The following is a 15,347-nucleotide window of genomic DNA, read 5'->3' on the forward strand; positions in this document are numbered from 1 at the left end:
AGCAAAATGAAGAAAATGAATATAATGATGTCTGGACTGCTACTATCAGTTGGGACAAGTACTTTAAACGTGCAGGCAGAAGAAAATGTGTACAAGTCTGAAGGGACGATCACATACACACAGGGAAATCCTCCGCCAGTTGTAACACCACCGGGCAGTGAGGGACCAGAAATCACAGAACCGGATGTGAATCCTACTACTGGTCCATTGATGATCATAGCTGCTACCCCTATTGATTTTGGTGTACAGGAAACAACCATTGCAGCCAAAAACTATTTTGCAACTGATTTTCAAACATCGATCAAAGGCTCTCCAGAAGAGAAGATCACAACGGAAAACTTTCTAAAATTTCGTGATCTTCGGGCAACAGATGATCATCGCTATAAACTCTATGCGCAAATGACAAAGCAATTCACTCAAAATACCTCTCAACTAAAAGGCGCAGCGTTAAGCTATTCGAATTTACGTTTACTGACCACTGCTGCCAATATGGAAAATATGCCTGCTGAGGAAGAAATGATGCTGGCTTCAACGCTCGACTTGGTCCCAGGGATCGACGGTGTTTCGGCAGGAGAAAAAGAGTTGGTTTTTGAAAATGAGTCAGCTGAAAAAGGGTTTGGCACATACGACATCACTTTTGGTGAATACGAAAAGAATTCTTCACAATCGATCAAATTAGCGGTACCAGGTAATTTACCGATCATTAAAGGGCAATATGTGGCAGAAATCACTTGGACTATGTCAGATACCTTCTAAAATAAAAAGAGACATCTAAGCGGTGAAATGAGGACAAAGAAATGAGGAAAGATATCCGATTCCTATTATTCCTTTTTATAGGATCGATAAGTTGCCAGCTGATTTCAATGAAGTCAGCAGAAGCCAAAGATAGCGAATCAAGTGCAGCATTTTATTATGAAGTGATCCATCCTGAAAATCAGCTAAATGATGTAGGCTATTTTGATTTACGAATGAAACCAGAACAAAAGCAAACAGTCAAAATCAATTTGATCAATACAGGTGATCAGCCGTTAACCATCGAGGTCAGCCTTAATAGTGCAAAAAGCAGCTCGAATGGTGTAATCGATTATGGTCCAAATCGTTTACCCAAAGATCAGTCACTGGACCTAGATTTTACAGAACTGGTCAAAACAGCCGATTTGGTCGATATTCCAGCGAGAAGCTCTAAAGAATTACTCTTAGAAATCACAATGCCCAAAGAGCAGTTTGATGGGACGATCGCAGGAGGGATACAACTTCAAGTCAAAGAAGAAAAATCAAAACAAACGCAAGAACAAGCAATCAACAATCGATTTGCGTACCTGATAGGCATGCTATTGACAGAAACGGATGTAGCGGTTGAACCAGATCTGATTTTTAGAAATGTTTATGCTGGACAAAATAATTTTCGTAATACTATTTTTGTTGAATTTTCTAACATAGCAAAAACATTCATGGAAGAGATGCAGGTTGACGTTCAAATCCAAAAAGTAGGAGAGAAGTCTATCCTTTTTTCTGAGGTGAGAGACGGCATGCGTATGGCGCCGAACTCTCTTCTACGCTTCCCTATAAGTCTTTCAGGAGAAAGAATGAGATCTGGAGAGTATAACGCAAAAATCAAAATAAGTGATCAACAAAATGAATGGCATTGGAATGAAACATTTTTTATCTCAAAAGAAGAGGCACAGAAATACAATAAAGAAGATGTGGATATCGCAGAAAAATCAGTGATCGATTGGAAATTGCTCATTATTCTTCTTTTGTTAGTAGTCATTTTCCTTGGTTTTTTGGGAATCATTCTATATTCGAAGCATCAAAAAAAGGATGCAAAGAACTAAAGCGTGTCATGTTCTTATCGTGTTTCTTAGTGGATCGTGCTGCATTTTGTTTGAATGATGGTCTTCAATTTTTTCAAAAAAAGAAAAGATGTTGTTGATTATTAGAAAAAAATTGACAAATGAATAATGCTATACTAAAAATAACCAATTAAAGCATTTAAATGATCGTTTCAATAGAAAGGTGGAAATAGCCTGCAGTCATAATTAAAAGAAAATATTTTTTATGAAATCACATAGAACTTTTGAAATTTTAGCACATAAAGGTCTTATGGACCATCCTTCTTTAGAACCAGTATTCACGAAAATAATAGCTTGATCCTTCATAAATGATGGGAGTAATTACTGAAAGGAGGAGTAAATTTGAACTATGACTCGGATTTTAATTATAATGAATTATTGTCACCGGATTTACTTTTGGAAAGAGAGCTTGCTTTGTTCCTAGATATGGAGGAGCGTTATATCAGCATTGAGGAGCTGAGCAATAAATTTGATGTATCGATCAAAAGGATTCGCAGGGTAGTCAAATTATTGCAGGATGACATTTTGGAATACGATCACCAAGGATTCGTCTTTTCAATTTGTAAAAGTAAAGGGATTTTACTGAAAGTTCCTATCAATGACGATCTGAAGCACTTTATTGCGTTCATCATACAAAAAAATCCTTTGATCAAAATGCTAAAAGAAATTTGTTTAAATGAATTTGTTTCAGTCAGGGATTATGCGCATCGATTCTATTTTAGTGAAGCGACGGTTCGACGAAACATAAAGAAAATAAAAAAGTTTTTAAGCCAGTTCGATATCAGTCTGACGAGGGAAACGATCGTTTTACAAGGAGAAGAGCAGCAGATTCGCTTTTTCATGTTACTCTTTTTTTGGCGCCTGAACTCAGGGATCTCATGGCCATTTACGCATGTGAATGAAGTTGAAGTTGAGCATATCGTCCATCAATTCAACGAATTGGATCGGGCATATAATAAAGAGGTCACACGTTTAGAAAAACGCCGCAGAATGTATTATATTGCGATCGTAAAAATCAGAACGAGAAAAAAGAACTATATCCAACAAAATATAGAATGGGACAAAGCGTCAAAGAACAACAAATTCTTTAAAGAGTTCCGCACTGTTTTTTATCGCTTGAATAATGTTTTGTATGCGCCACCAGAAGAAATTGCTTTTCATTATGAAGTTTGGAAAAGCTGTTCTTGGGTACCGGATATGCAGCAGGTTTTTGCCATTGAAACATTGAATGGCAGCGTAGCTGCCAAAGCTTCAACGCTCTTTTTCGACCGGTTCGCAGATCATTTTTTTGAGATGAACCTAATTGAGAAAAAAATTGCTGAAGAATTCATTTTTTGTGTCCATACCCTGTGTTTCAATTTTAAAAAGTTTAATTCAGATATCAATGGGTATTATTATCAGAAACAAATCCAAAAATATTATCCGAAATTACAATCCCGTCTAGAAGTTTTTATTGATGAGCTTTACGCCCAGTCAGGTTACTCCCTGTTTTTAGAAAGAGATTTTTTGATCACACATTATAGTATGCTGTTCAGCAACTTAAAGAAAACAAATGAATATGAAAAAACGATTCGAGTGGCGATAGAAACTGATTTGCCGAATATCTTATGGGAATTGCTATGTACTCAAGTACACGAGACTTTTTCAAGAAAATATAAGCTTGATATCAATAATTCTGGAGAAATCAAAAATGAGGAAGATGTTGATGTGATCTTAACAACGGTGCCTTTGAGAGGTCCAGGACGTGCCTATCAGGAAGAAAAAGTAGTTGCAATCAATAGTGAGCTTCAAAGGGCTGACATTCGAAAAATAGAATATGTCTTTGATTACTTTTTACAAAACTAAAAACAAGAGTCCGAGAAAAAACTGGAAAACAGTTTTGTCCCGGACTTTAACTTTTTAATGATACGTCGGCAATATAGAAGAATGAATCTTCTGAGTAGAATAGTCGATGAAAAAATCGGACAGAAACAGATCAAATAATTCAATATCAGATTTGTATAGTGAAACAGGGATGACAAACGTTTGATCTTTTGTTCCCGCAATATAATCTCCGTCGATCGTTTGGGCAACGACAAGGAATTCATTTGCCTGCCATTCTTTTAGATCATCGAGAGTCAAGGTTTCTGCTGAGCTTAAAAACGCAACTGCCTGTTCAAACTGTTCTTCTAGATCACCGCTGAAGATAATTGAAGCATCTTCTTCTTGTTCAGTCGTTAAGACAGTGGTCAAAAATCCATGAGGGGTTCGTTCGATAAGCTGTTCATTTATTAGACGAAAATCCATTGGGTACCTCCTAGATAACTCATTTTTCATTCAAAATCGATACGCGAAAATCAATGGTCGTGTTTTTGTTTAGCCCTTTTGCTTCAAGTTCGATCTCTTTACATAATAACTCTGTTCCCTCATAAATAGGGGTGACGCGATAGCGGACAGTCTCACCTTTATCCAGTGCTTGACGGATCTGATTTTCATACTTTGTCATAAAAGGAGTATTCACCGGAGTCTGATACAGTGTCGTTAAATTTCGGGCATCATCCCCTGAACCGCCCATTTGGCGACCGATCAAATGACCTCTAGAATGATTATAAGGGTCTAAGCCGGAAATAAAGCCGGGCGGTCGAACATCTTTATTTGCTGCTGTTCCTGTGTTGACCATTGCCGGTTTTAGTAAAGCATCTGCCCCGGTAGCGCGTCCTAATGAATCAAGTTTATGGTAATCGATCCAGCCTTTTTTGCTGTCAGCCATTTCAGACGCTGAAAAGGTTGCTGGGCCTAATTCTTTTGGTCCTGGATTCGTTGAGGTCGAAGAGCTAGGGGCACTTGGTTTTGTTTCCTGTTGTGTATGGATGCCGAAGATTTCCTGAATAGAATCAGGAACTTGAATACCAAATACGCCTAAAACTAAAATGATTAAAACCGCCACAAGCACAACAGCAGGGCTAAATGGGGGTTTTTGTTTTTTTCTTGCCATCTTTTTCTCCTAACAAATAACTGTAAGTGGAAACGATAGAAAAATCAATTCGGTACGAACGATGTCAATCTGATTCCATTTCCTTATTATACGGAAAAAAAAGAAAAAATCAAAAAGAGATTTGAGCTGTCAGAGGACTTGTTTGACTACTTATGATAAAATTTCTTTGAGAGGGGATTTGAATAAAATGGCATATATTGATGTAATAGATGAATATAAACGATATCATATGGGAGATACGACGATCGCTGCAAACGACGGCATCAATTTTTCAGTAGAAAAAGGTGAGGTTGCAGTGATTTTAGGTCCCAGTGGAGCAGGGAAATCTACTGTACTAAATATTCTAGGCGGTATGGACTCTTGTGATGAAGGTCAAATCATTATTGATGGGACAGATATCGCTAAATATAACGAAAAACAATTAACGACCTATCGTCGTAATGATGTAGGATTTGTTTTCCAGTTTTATAATTTAGTCCCTAACTTAACAACGAAAGAAAATGTGGAATTGGCTTCACAGATCGTGTCTGATGCTCTTGATCCAGAAGAGGTTTTAAAATCAGTTGGCTTAGGCAAACGATTGGATAATTTTCCCGCACAATTATCAGGTGGGGAGCAACAAAGAGTAACGATTGCCAGAGCGATCGCGAAGCGTCCTAAATTATTATTGTGTGACGAACCGACGGGTGCATTGGATTATGAAACAGGAAAACAGATCTTGACTATTTTACAGGAAACGGCTAGAAACACTGGGACGACAGTGATCATTATTACCCATAACTCAGCGATCGCACCAATGGCTGATCGGGTCATTCGGATCAACGATGCTAAAGTCCGCAGTATGACGATCAATGATGAACCTAAACCTGTTTCAGAGATAGAATGGTAGGTGGACGCAGTGAAAAAGACAGCGCTACTTAAAACAAGTTTTCGGGAAATCAGGCAATCAAAAACACGCTTTATCTCGATCATGGGTATCATCTTTCTAGGTGTAATGGTATTTGTCGGGCTAAAAGCTACCGGTCCTGACATGACTAGAACAGCATCAAATTATTATCAAAAACAAAAATTACCGGATGCCCGTATCGTTTCGACTTTAGGTTTGGTCGATCAAGATATCAAGCAAATCCAAAAGGATAAAAATATTGAAGAAATTCTTCCGAGATATACAAAAGATATCGTCATCACAGAAAAAAATAGTGCAGTCAAATTTGTTAGTTACGATTTGACTAGTGAGCAAAAGCTTTCAGAATATGCTGTGGTGACTGGCCGCATGCCGAAGAAAAGCGGTGAGGTCGCTTTAGATGAGTTAGCTAGTCTATACGGTCGTTATAAAATCGGCGATACACTTACTCTTTCAAAGGAAGATAATCAAGACAAGGCCTTAAAGAAAAATCAATTTAAAGTGGTTGGCTTTGTCCGTTCACCAGAATATATTGAAAATACTTCAAGAGGAAATACAACAGTTGGTAAAGGTTCTTTAGATTTTTTTGCTGTAGTACCAAAAGAGGATATGGATCTACCGACATATACAGAATTGCTCGTTTCTTTTAAAGGATTAGCAGATAAAGACAGCTACTCAACTGAATATGAAGAGCAAAGAGATCAATTAGTCGAAGCTGTAGAGAAAGTCATGAAAGACAGACCTGAGCAGCGAGTGGAAGAAATTCGTACAGAATCAAAAAAATCCCTTGAAAAAGCACAAAAAGAAATTACTGATGGGGAAAAAGCCTTGCAAAATGCTGAAGAGCAATTGCAGGCAAGTAAACAGGATCTTGAAGTAGGGAAAAACGATTTGGCTGTGGCTAGAGAATCTTATGTACAGAAAATCTCAGCTGCAGAAAATGAGTTAGCAGCAAATCAAGCAACGATTACAAATGGTGAAAATGAACTTGCGAATCAAAGCAGCCTATTAGAGACTAAGAAAAATGAATTAGCGCAAGCACAAGCCAAGGTCATAGAAGGACAAAATACTTTGCCGAGTTTGCAGCAGCAGCGCAGTGAGCTTGCTGCGACTAGCGAATCGCTGAATCAATTAGCGAATGGCTATCAAAGCTTGGGTTCTTCTGTTGCTTTATTGGATAGAGTGCCGGATGAGGCATTAGCACAAAGCGTGGCAGAGGCAGCACCGCAATTACAAGGAGCTGTTGCTGCATTAAGATCACCAGCTGGAATTTCAGCTGCTGTTGGTCAATTGATCGCTCAACCTGTTAGAGAAAATATTGCAGGTGTAATGGGCGCGATCAATAGTGCTTCAGCTGAGTTGACTGCACAACAAGGTCAAGTATCCCAAGGCTTGCAGACGTTGGATCAAACGATTGCTACAATCAACCAAGGAATTGCTCAATACACAGACGGGCAACAGCAGATAGCTGCAGGAGAAGCTCAATTGGCTCAGGCTCAAGCTGAGCTTTCGGCTGGAAAAGAACAATTAGCAGCTGGACGTGCGCAATTAGAACAAGCCAAAGTTGAAGGGCAAGCTCAGCTTGATGAAGCACAGGCTAAACTTGATGACGGACAAAAGGCGTATGAAGAAGGTACGGCTGAATTAGAGAAGAAGAAAAAGGAAACCTTACCTAAATTAGCGGATGCTAAAAAAGAATTGGCAGAGAAGCAAAAAGAACTAAATGAATTGAAGGCTGCTGACTATTATTATTTTACAAGAGCGGATAATCCTGGTTATTCTGAATATAAAGACAATGCTGACCGAATCTCTTCGTTGTCGACTGTTTTCCCGATCTTTTTTTTCTTGATTGCGGCTTTAGTTAGTTTGACGACTATGACACGAATGGTTGAAGAAAAACGAATGGAAATCGGCAGTATGAAAGCATTAGGCTATCGAAATGGTGAAATAGCCTTTAAATTTCTAGTTTATGCATCCATAGCTAGTTTATGCGGCGCTATTTTAGGTTTGGTTGTAGGATACTATTTATTCCCGACGATCATTTTTGATGCGTATGGTCAACTGTATAATATTCCTGATTTTATCACACCGTGGTATTTCAGTTACAGCTTGATCGGAGTATTGGTTGCTGTTTTATGTACAGCCGGAGCTGCGATGATCGTGTTGCGTATCGACTTGTTTAGTACATCAGCGACATTACTACGTCCCAAAGCACCAAAAGCAGGACAAAGAATTTTTCTGGAACGCTTAAAACCAATTTGGAACCGTCTGAGCTTTATTCAAAAAGTAACAGCTCGTAATTTGTTCCGTTACAAACAAAGAATGCTGATGACTGTTTTAGGAATCGCAGGCTGTATGGCTTTGATCATCACAGGATTTGGCTTGAAAGATTCTATTTCTGATATCGTAAATGTCCAATTTAATAAAATTTGGCATTATCAAGCAGTGGTGACCTTCAAGGAGGACGCAACAGCAAATGAATCGAAGGAATATCAACGTTCAATTGAAAAGACAGAGAATTTGAAAGAAACAATGCCATTACATGTGGAGACGCTAAAAACCACAAAGAAAACAAATGCGAAACAAGATGTCTCTGTATATGTACCTAAAAATCCGGCAACTATCGATCAATTTATTTTATTCAACAAACGACAGACAGGAGAAAAATATCAGCTAACGAACGCAGGCGTGATCATCAATGAGAAACTTGCAAATCTTTTCAACTATAAAGTTGGCGATACACTCGTTCTGAAAAATAATGACAATCAGGAGTTTCAATTGAAAATTACTGCTATTGCCGAAAATTATACTGGGCATTTTGCCTATATTACACCGGAATATTATGAGAAAATTTTCAAAAAGGCTCCTCAATATAATACAGAGTTTCTCCTTTTTGACAAAAAGCTGGACGAAAAAACGGAGGCCTCTGTCGGAAAAACATTGATGGAAAACAAAAAGGTATTGAATGTTTCGTTCCTTTCTGTTTCTAGTGATGCGCTAGATGATACGATCCACAGCTTGAACATCGTCGTCTGGGTCTTGATCACCGTTTCCGGGATACTGGCATTTATCGTTTTATACAATTTGACGAATATCAATATTTCAGAGCGGATCAGAGAATTATCGACGATCAAGGTGCTAGGTTTTTATGATAATGAAGTAACGATGTATGTTTACCGTGAAAATATCATTTTGACATTGATCGGCATCGTGATCGGCTGTTTCTTCGGAAAAGTTGTTCATGGCTATGTTTTAACAACGGTTGAAGTAGATATGCTGATGTTCTCGCCAACGATTCATTGGATCAGTTATTTTTATTCAGCTGTGATCACGATGTTCTTCACGTTGTTAGTGATGGTCTTCATGCATAGAAAACTCAAGAAAGTGAATATGATCGAAGCGTTGAAATCAAATGAATAATCGAAAAAGAACGGCTGTTTTTGTAAAGAAAACGGTACGTTCTTTTTCTAGTTAAGCCTCTCTACATCCTTCGTATGATTTTTAAAGATTTACTGTTATTTCTAATCAAGTATTGGTAAAATATAGTTATCGTCGGAAAAGGAGCATATATGGGAATAACAACTGCGATACCTTTAAAGAGCAGCTGAAAGACCTATTTGCGGAAAGGAGTGAGAACATGGTTCAAGGAATTCCGATTGAAACAATTTATCTATATGTATTGATTGCATGTGCTGGAATTGCTGTTTTATTAGTGATTTTTGGGGATGTATTTGATTTTGACGGTCCCGTTGACCCTATGCTGATCATTCCGTGGCTGGCATTTACTTCATTGTTCGGCTATTTAGGTGAACAGCTGCTTGACTGGGGACATGGCTTTTTGTTTATCGTTAGTGGTGCGCTTGCAACGATTCTAGTATTTTTCCTTAATTTCTATGTATTAGTACCAATGAAAAATGCTGAATCAACGATTTCGATCTCTGAAAAAGATATGGAAGGCACTCAAGCAACCGTTATCACACCGATTCCTGTCAGTGGGATGGGTGAGATCCAACTGAAAAGTGTGACTGGTTCGATCAATCGTCCAGCAGCTTTATATGCACCGCAAGAAATACCGATCGATCGTGGCGAACAAGTCTTGATCATTGAAGTCAAGGAACGTGTTTGCTATGTTGTGCCTTATAAAGGCAGTCTGCAAGTCTAAAATAAAAGGAGTAGAAGAAAATGGAATTAGGATTATTGGGACCGATCGTTTTGGTTGTTTTCATCTTATTGATGATGTTGATCGTATTTATTTCAAAATACCAAACAGCCAAACCAGATGAAGCACTGATCGTCAGTGGGAGTTATTTAGGAAGCAAAAATGTTCATAAGGATGAACGAGGAAATAAAATCAAGATCGTCCGTGGGGGCGGTGCTTTTGTATTACCTGTTTTCCAGCGTTCAAATCGGATTAGTTTACTATCAAGTAAATTAGATGTATCGACGCCAGAAGTTTATACAGAACAAGGGGTTCCGGTAATGTGTGACGGAACATCGATCATCAAAATCGGTTCTTCTGTGGAAGAAATCGCCACAGCCGCAGAACAATTTTTAGGTAAAACAAGAGAAGAGCTTGAAAACGAAGCACGTGAAGTCTTAGAAGGACATCTGCGCTCGATCTTAGGGTCAATGACTGTCGAAGAAATTTACCAAAACCGCGATAAGTTCAGCCAAAGTGTGCAAGAAGTGGCAAGTGTGGATTTGGCAAAAATGGGACTGATCATCGTCTCATTCACGATCAAAGAAGTTCGTGATAAAAATGGCTACCTTGATTCATTAGGGAAACCAAGAATCGCTCAAGTAAAACGTGATGCAGATATCGCTGAAGCAGAAGCATTGAAAGAAACAAGAATCAAAAAAGCCGAAGCCGAAAAAGATTCTCAACAAGCAGAGCTGCAACGTCAAACAGAAATTGCCGAAGCGTCAAAAGAAAAAGAATTAAAACTGGCAACTTACAAAGAAGCACAAGATATCGCGAAAGCTAAAGCCGATCAAGCTTATAACTTAGAAACAGCGAAAGCACAACAAGAAGTTGTGGCGCAAGAGATGGAGATCAAAGTCATCGAGCGTCAAAAACAAATCGAGTTGGAAGAAAAAGAAATCGTTCGTCGTGAGAAGCAATACGACTCAGAAGTGAAGAAAAAAGCAGATGCAGATCGTTATGCCAAAGAACAAGAAGCCTTAGCACAAAAAGCGCGTGAAGTGGCAGAAGCAGAAGCAGAACGTTTCCGTGTAGAAGCTTTAGCAGAAGCAGAAGCCAATCAAACACGTCTTGCTGGTCAAGCCGAAGCGGAATCTATTTTAGCTCGTGGGGCTGCTGAAGCGGAAGCGAAGCAAAAAATTGCGGATGCATTCAAAGAATACGGCGAAGCTGCTGTATTAAGTATGGTTATGGAAATGCTGCCTCAATTAATGAAGGAAGCGGCACAACCTCTTGGCAACATCGATAAAATTTCTGTTGTCGATACAGGCGGCGGTGGAGAAAATGCCGGAGCTAACCGTATTACAAACTATGCAACGAATTTATTAGCAGGCACACAGGAAACATTGAAAGAAACGACAGGGCTGGATGTCAAAGAATTGATCGAGAACTTTTCTAAAAAAGGGACGAACAGCAATGTAAACTTTTATAGTGAAGAGTCTTCAACTGAAGAAAATTAAATATAAAAAAACTGTCAAGCTCCTTACGGAACTTGGCAGTTTTTTAGCGTTACTTTATTTTTTATTTTGATTCTCAGCTTCTACTCGTGCTTGAACTCGTTCCCTAAGTTCCTTCAGTTCAGCCTCTTTCTTTTCTAGTTCAGCGAGATCTTCTTCGATCTCGTGTGTTTCTTCAATTGGTTTCGGTTTGAAAAAAAAGTTCAAGCCGATGCCGATGAATGTACCAATAAACGTATCGATGACTCGATCTAAAGCGAAATAAAAAGATTCACCTTGAGGAATACTAAGGGAAATCAACAAAAGCGTTGCAATGGCAGAAATAATACCAGAGTTATTGTTGATACCGTCAGAAACAACGATTACGATAATGACTAGTATAGGAAGCAACAGCAATTCGACTAGAAAATCATTGGCAAACAGATCTTTTACTAAAAAATAAACGATCGCCAATCCGCCGCCGAGTGTGTTACCGAGAATTCTGGACTTACCGAAAGTCACGCTGGTGGTCAGGTCTTGCCGCAATGAAAAAACAGCGGCCAAAGCAGCGATCATCGGTGCGCCTCGATCAAATACTTTAAATAAAATAATACATAACATTACTGCGAGGGCAGTTTTTAGTGTCCGCATACCTAAGCGAAACCGACCAACCTCCATGAGCTTTCACTCCTATCATCAATATTTAATGACTTTACTATTTCATCATAACCGAAATAGAGGTAAAATTACTAGTATTAAAATAAAAGATTAACTAAAATTATAAGGAGAGGTCAAATGAAAATTGGCTTAAGAACCATCAAAACTGCTGTCAGTGCCACACTGTCGATGATCATTGCAGGTAGTTTAGGATTGCTTTATCCAGCATCTGCCGGGATTATTTCTGTCTTAAGTGTGACGAACACCAAAAAGACCTCATTATTGACAGGGCTTTATCGCCTATTGTCTTTAGCGTTGGCCACTGGGTTCGCCTATGTCTGTTTTACTCTTTTTGGCTTTAACCCTGTTGCATTCGGTATTTTTTTACTTTTATTCATTCCCTCAGCAGTCTATTTCAAGCTTTCCGATGGAATCGTTGTGAGCTCAGTATTAGTCACTCAGTATTTAGTTGAAAAAAATCTGTCCTGGGCATTCATAGGCAACGAATTTTTATTGATGACGATCGGTGTAGGTTTTGCTTTATTGATGAATGTCTACATGCCGGATGCTGAGAAACGTTTAAAAGAAGATCAGGAAGTCATCGAAGTCATGTTTCGTAAAATATTGAATAACATGGCGGCGTATTTGAATCAACACGGAAAAGAACGGAATCTTTTTGAAAAATGTGATGATCTAAAAGCATTTATTCGTACAGGTGAAGCTTGGGCAAAAACACATGCAGAAAATCATTTGTTATCATCGAATGATTACTATTTAAACTATTTTACGATGCGCAGGATGCAAAGCAACAGCTTGAAAGACATGTTACGAATCTTGGAGAAAATAACTGTTGAGCCGGAACAAGTTGAAAGCATTCAGCAGTTGTTGGAATATACAGCGGAAACATTCGCAGAAACAAACGATGGACAAGCAATCCTTGATCGAATCACTCAAGTTTATGAAGTGTATCGCAAAAAGGAATTACCGAAAACAAGGGAAGAATTTGAAAACCGAGCGCAGATTTTTCAATTACTTCAAGTTTTTCATTCCTTTATCCAAATCAAAGCAGAATTTTCCAGACATCAAAATGAAAAAGCGCTATAGTGTCAACAGTTACAATTCTAAAGCAATTATTAAAGTTTAGTTACGGATTTCTAAAATCCTAGTATTTCCAAAATCAAGGTGCTATACTTTCATCAAGTTAAAAAGACACAATCACTGGCAAATCAAAGCCAAGTCTTTCAAATCGTTTAGCTTGATATGTTTTCCTTCGATTAGAGGGGACGATCAGCTTTTCAAAAAAGGTGGAACCCGAATTAATGACTGAAAAATGGCGTGAAGATCAAGAATATATGTCTTATGTAGAAGATTTATTGGAAAAAGAAGAAGTTCAGCGCTTAAGTAATTACACACAGCATGTTCATTCAACTCGTTTGGATCATTCGATCAGCGTTTCTTACAACAGCTACCTATTAGCGAAGAAATGGAACGGAGATGCAAGAGCAACCGCTCGTGCTGGTTTATTACATGATCTGTTTTATTACGATTGGCGGACGACAAAGTTTGATGAAGGCTCACATGCCTACATGCATCCTAGGATCGCTGTGAAAAATGCAGAGAAGCTGACAGAACTTTCAGATTTAGAACGCGATATCATCATCAAACATATGTGGGGAGCAACGATTGCGCCTCCTAAATACAAAGAAAGCTATATCGTTACGATGGTCGATAAATATTGTGCTGTGAAAGAAGCATCAGAACCAATGACCAATGCTGTAAAATCAAAATGGCGCCAATACTTTGGTAAAAAGCAGCCTGTACAATAATCAGAATAGAGAGCGAAACAAAACTGTTTTTTAGTTTTGTTTCGCTCTCTTTTTTGATTATTTAATTGATTTCAAGATGTTGAGCGTGTTCCAGCTTTCTTAAACGTTTGATTGCTTTGATATAAGATGCAAGCAGTACGATCACCGATCCAGCCCAAGCTAGAGGAGATGCGAGTGCTGCTCCGACAAAGCCTAAAGAGGCTGTCAAAATGATCGCTGCAAATGAACGCATGATCAGCTCCATGATTCCAGCGATCGTAGGCACTACGCTTTGTCCGAGTCCTTGAAGTGTGTAGCGAAGAATGAAAAGAATCGCCAAAAGCCAATACATACTTCCGTTGACATTAAAGTAGATCTGGGATAAATCAAGAACGGCCGTTTCTTTTGCACTGACAAAAAGTGTCACGAGATTTTGACCGAAAAGAACCACGATCCCACCTGCAAGTAAACTAAAACTGATGCTCATCACTAAGCATTGTGTCACACCTTGAAGGATACGTTTGTACTTTTTAGCACCATAATTTTGAGCAGTAAATGTAGCCATAGCGATCCCAAAGGACATCATCGGCTGTGTAGCGAACTGTTCGATCTTTCCAGAAGCTGCTTGTGCGGCTACTACATCTGTTCCTAAACTATTCAAAGCAGCTTGTAAAATGATTGCGCCAATAGCGATGATCGAAGATTGAAAAGCCATCGGTAATGCAATATTCAAATGGGCACGAAAATCCTGTTTATCAAAAGCAAAATCTTTTTTTCGTAACTGAAGGTTCGGAATTTTCCAGCGAATATAAATGACACACAATAAACTAGAAACGACTTGAGCAGTGACCGTAGCAATCCCGGCTCCTGCAACGCCCATATGAAAATTGATGATCAAAACCAAGTCTAAAACAACATTGATGATGCTGGCAATGATCAAAAATAAAAGTGGTGTCCGACTGTCACCGAGAGCACGAATCACATTTGACAGAAGATTAAAGGCCATTGCAGCAAAAATTCCGGCAAAAATAATAGAAATAAAAAGTTGTGCATCAGCGATGATTTCTTTAGGAGTTTGCATCAGCACCAACATTGGGTGAACAAAAACCAAACTCAATACTGTTAAAATGATCGTCACGATACCGCTGATCATGATCCCGGTCGCAAAACTTTTTTTCACGCCACGGTAATCTTGACCGCCGAAACGCTGAGAAGTTAAAATAGACAGGCCGGCAGTTAAGCCTTGAGCAAAACCGATGATCAAAAAAGTTATGCTGCCAGTGGAACCAACTGCAGCTAAAGCATCTTTTCCAAGTGTTTGTCCTACAATGATCATATCCGCCATATTATAAAACTGCTGGAAGATATTACCGATTAATAGTGGAATCGTAAAAAAGAAAATCAATTTTGCCGGGTTGCCATGTGTTAATTCTTTCAATGAAAACATCCTTTCATTTGTAAAAATCAAACCAATAAATCGTCTGTTTAAATAAAGTGCTCATTCGTTCAAGGATAGG

The 15,347-nt window shown here is 38.6% G+C and carries 13 protein-coding genes; 9 read left to right on the plus strand and 4 right to left on the minus strand.

What is annotated here, in order from left to right; genetic code table 11:
• The first annotated feature begins 6 nt into the window (after positions 1-6).
• From H3T55_RS10975 to H3T55_RS10985, 3 genes are all read left to right on the plus strand, one after another.
• The gene (locus tag H3T55_RS10975) at positions 7-756 is read left to right on the plus strand and encodes a WxL domain-containing protein (RefSeq protein ID WP_225534490.1); all 750 of its coding nucleotides are present in this window, start codon (positions 7-9) and stop codon (positions 754-756) included.
• Positions 757-863: 107 nt separating this feature from the next.
• The gene (locus H3T55_RS10980; protein WP_225550166.1) at positions 864-1,835 is read left to right on the plus strand and encodes a DUF916 and DUF3324 domain-containing protein; all 972 of its coding nucleotides are present in this window, start codon (positions 864-866) and stop codon (positions 1,833-1,835) included.
• Between the two features lie 360 nt (positions 1,836-2,195).
• Positions 2,196-3,698, plus strand: coding sequence for a helix-turn-helix domain-containing protein (locus H3T55_RS10985; protein ID WP_225534492.1), 1,503 nt, complete (start codon positions 2,196-2,198; stop codon positions 3,696-3,698).
• 54 nt (positions 3,699-3,752) lie between these two features.
• Here the strand turns inward: H3T55_RS10985 and H3T55_RS10990 are convergent, their stop codons facing one another.
• Positions 3,753-4,139, minus strand: a complete 387-nt coding sequence (locus tag H3T55_RS10990; RefSeq protein WP_225534493.1) for a hypothetical protein — start codon at positions 4,137-4,139, stop codon at positions 3,753-3,755.
• 19 nt (positions 4,140-4,158) lie between these two features.
• Positions 4,159-4,827 carry a DNA/RNA non-specific endonuclease gene (locus H3T55_RS10995; RefSeq protein WP_225534494.1) on the minus strand — a complete coding sequence of 223 codons (669 nt, stop codon included), beginning with the start codon at positions 4,825-4,827 and terminating at the stop codon, positions 4,159-4,161.
• A gap of 187 nt (positions 4,828-5,014) precedes the next feature.
• On the opposite strand from H3T55_RS10995, the gene H3T55_RS11000 reads away from it, so the two are divergent.
• The 4 genes from H3T55_RS11000 (at position 5,015) to H3T55_RS11015 (ending at position 11,392) form a co-directional block, all read left to right on the plus strand.
• Positions 5,015-5,716, plus strand: a complete 702-nt coding sequence (locus H3T55_RS11000; RefSeq protein WP_087641502.1) for an ABC transporter ATP-binding protein — start codon at positions 5,015-5,017, stop codon at positions 5,714-5,716.
• A gap of 9 nt (positions 5,717-5,725) precedes the next feature.
• Positions 5,726-9,151 (plus strand): ABC transporter permease, encoded by a 3,426-nt coding sequence (locus tag H3T55_RS16725; protein ID WP_225534495.1) that lies wholly within the window; start codon positions 5,726-5,728, stop codon positions 9,149-9,151.
• 217 nt (positions 9,152-9,368) lie between these two features.
• Positions 9,369-9,893, plus strand: coding sequence for a hypothetical protein (locus H3T55_RS11010; protein WP_225534496.1), 525 nt, complete (start codon positions 9,369-9,371; stop codon positions 9,891-9,893).
• A 20-nt stretch (positions 9,894-9,913) separates the two neighbouring features.
• Positions 9,914-11,392, plus strand: coding sequence for a flotillin family protein (locus tag H3T55_RS11015; RefSeq protein WP_087641504.1), 1,479 nt, complete (start codon positions 9,914-9,916; stop codon positions 11,390-11,392).
• 54 nt (positions 11,393-11,446) lie between these two features.
• Here H3T55_RS11015 and H3T55_RS11020 read toward each other — a convergent pair whose 3' ends face one another.
• Positions 11,447-12,046, minus strand: a complete 600-nt coding sequence (locus H3T55_RS11020; protein ID WP_087641505.1) for an FUSC family protein — start codon at positions 12,044-12,046, stop codon at positions 11,447-11,449.
• A gap of 117 nt (positions 12,047-12,163) precedes the next feature.
• On the opposite strand from H3T55_RS11020, the gene H3T55_RS11025 reads away from it, so the two are divergent.
• Together H3T55_RS11025 and H3T55_RS11030 are read left to right on the plus strand one after the other, a co-directional pair.
• Positions 12,164-13,129, plus strand: a complete 966-nt coding sequence (locus H3T55_RS11025) for an aromatic acid exporter family protein (protein ID WP_225534497.1) — start codon at positions 12,164-12,166, stop codon at positions 13,127-13,129.
• A gap of 215 nt (positions 13,130-13,344) precedes the next feature.
• Positions 13,345-13,851, plus strand: a complete 507-nt coding sequence (locus tag H3T55_RS11030; RefSeq protein WP_087641507.1) for an HD domain-containing protein — start codon at positions 13,345-13,347, stop codon at positions 13,849-13,851.
• Between the two features lie 61 nt (positions 13,852-13,912).
• Here the strand turns inward: H3T55_RS11030 and H3T55_RS11035 are convergent, their stop codons facing one another.
• Positions 13,913-15,268 carry an MATE family efflux transporter gene (locus H3T55_RS11035; RefSeq protein WP_225534498.1) on the minus strand — a complete coding sequence of 452 codons (1,356 nt, stop codon included), beginning with the start codon at positions 15,266-15,268 and terminating at the stop codon, positions 13,913-13,915.
• Between the last annotated feature and the right edge of the window lie 79 nt (positions 15,269-15,347).

The organism is Enterococcus sp. S22(2020), from assembly GCF_020295385.1.
Lineage (GTDB): Bacteria > Bacillota > Bacilli > Lactobacillales > Enterococcaceae > Enterococcus_L > Enterococcus_L dunnyi.

What these genes read in the sequence shown, in the direction of transcription:
- H3T55_RS10975 (WP_225534490.1), top strand. Translation starts at nt 7, where the DNA reads ATGAAGAAAATGAATATAATGATGTCTGGACTGCTACTATCAGTTGGG.
- H3T55_RS10980 (WP_225550166.1), top strand. Translation starts at nt 864, where the DNA reads ATGAAGTCAGCAGAAGCCAAAGATAGCGAATCAAGTGCAGCATTTTAT.
- H3T55_RS10990 (WP_225534493.1), bottom strand. Translation starts at nt 4,139, where the DNA reads ATGGATTTTCGTCTAATAAATGAACAGCTTATCGAACGAACCCCTCAT.
- H3T55_RS10995 (WP_225534494.1), bottom strand. Translation starts at nt 4,827, where the DNA reads ATGGCAAGAAAAAAACAAAAACCCCCATTTAGCCCTGCTGTTGTGCTT.
- H3T55_RS11000 (WP_087641502.1), top strand. Translation starts at nt 5,015, where the DNA reads ATGGCATATATTGATGTAATAGATGAATATAAACGATATCATATGGGA.
- H3T55_RS11010 (WP_225534496.1), top strand. Translation starts at nt 9,369, where the DNA reads ATGGTTCAAGGAATTCCGATTGAAACAATTTATCTATATGTATTGATT.
- H3T55_RS11015 (WP_087641504.1), top strand. Translation starts at nt 9,914, where the DNA reads ATGGAATTAGGATTATTGGGACCGATCGTTTTGGTTGTTTTCATCTTA.
- H3T55_RS11020 (WP_087641505.1), bottom strand. Translation starts at nt 12,046, where the DNA reads ATGGAGGTTGGTCGGTTTCGCTTAGGTATGCGGACACTAAAAACTGCC.
- H3T55_RS11025 (WP_225534497.1), top strand. Translation starts at nt 12,164, where the DNA reads ATGAAAATTGGCTTAAGAACCATCAAAACTGCTGTCAGTGCCACACTG.
- H3T55_RS11030 (WP_087641507.1), top strand. Translation starts at nt 13,345, where the DNA reads ATGACTGAAAAATGGCGTGAAGATCAAGAATATATGTCTTATGTAGAA.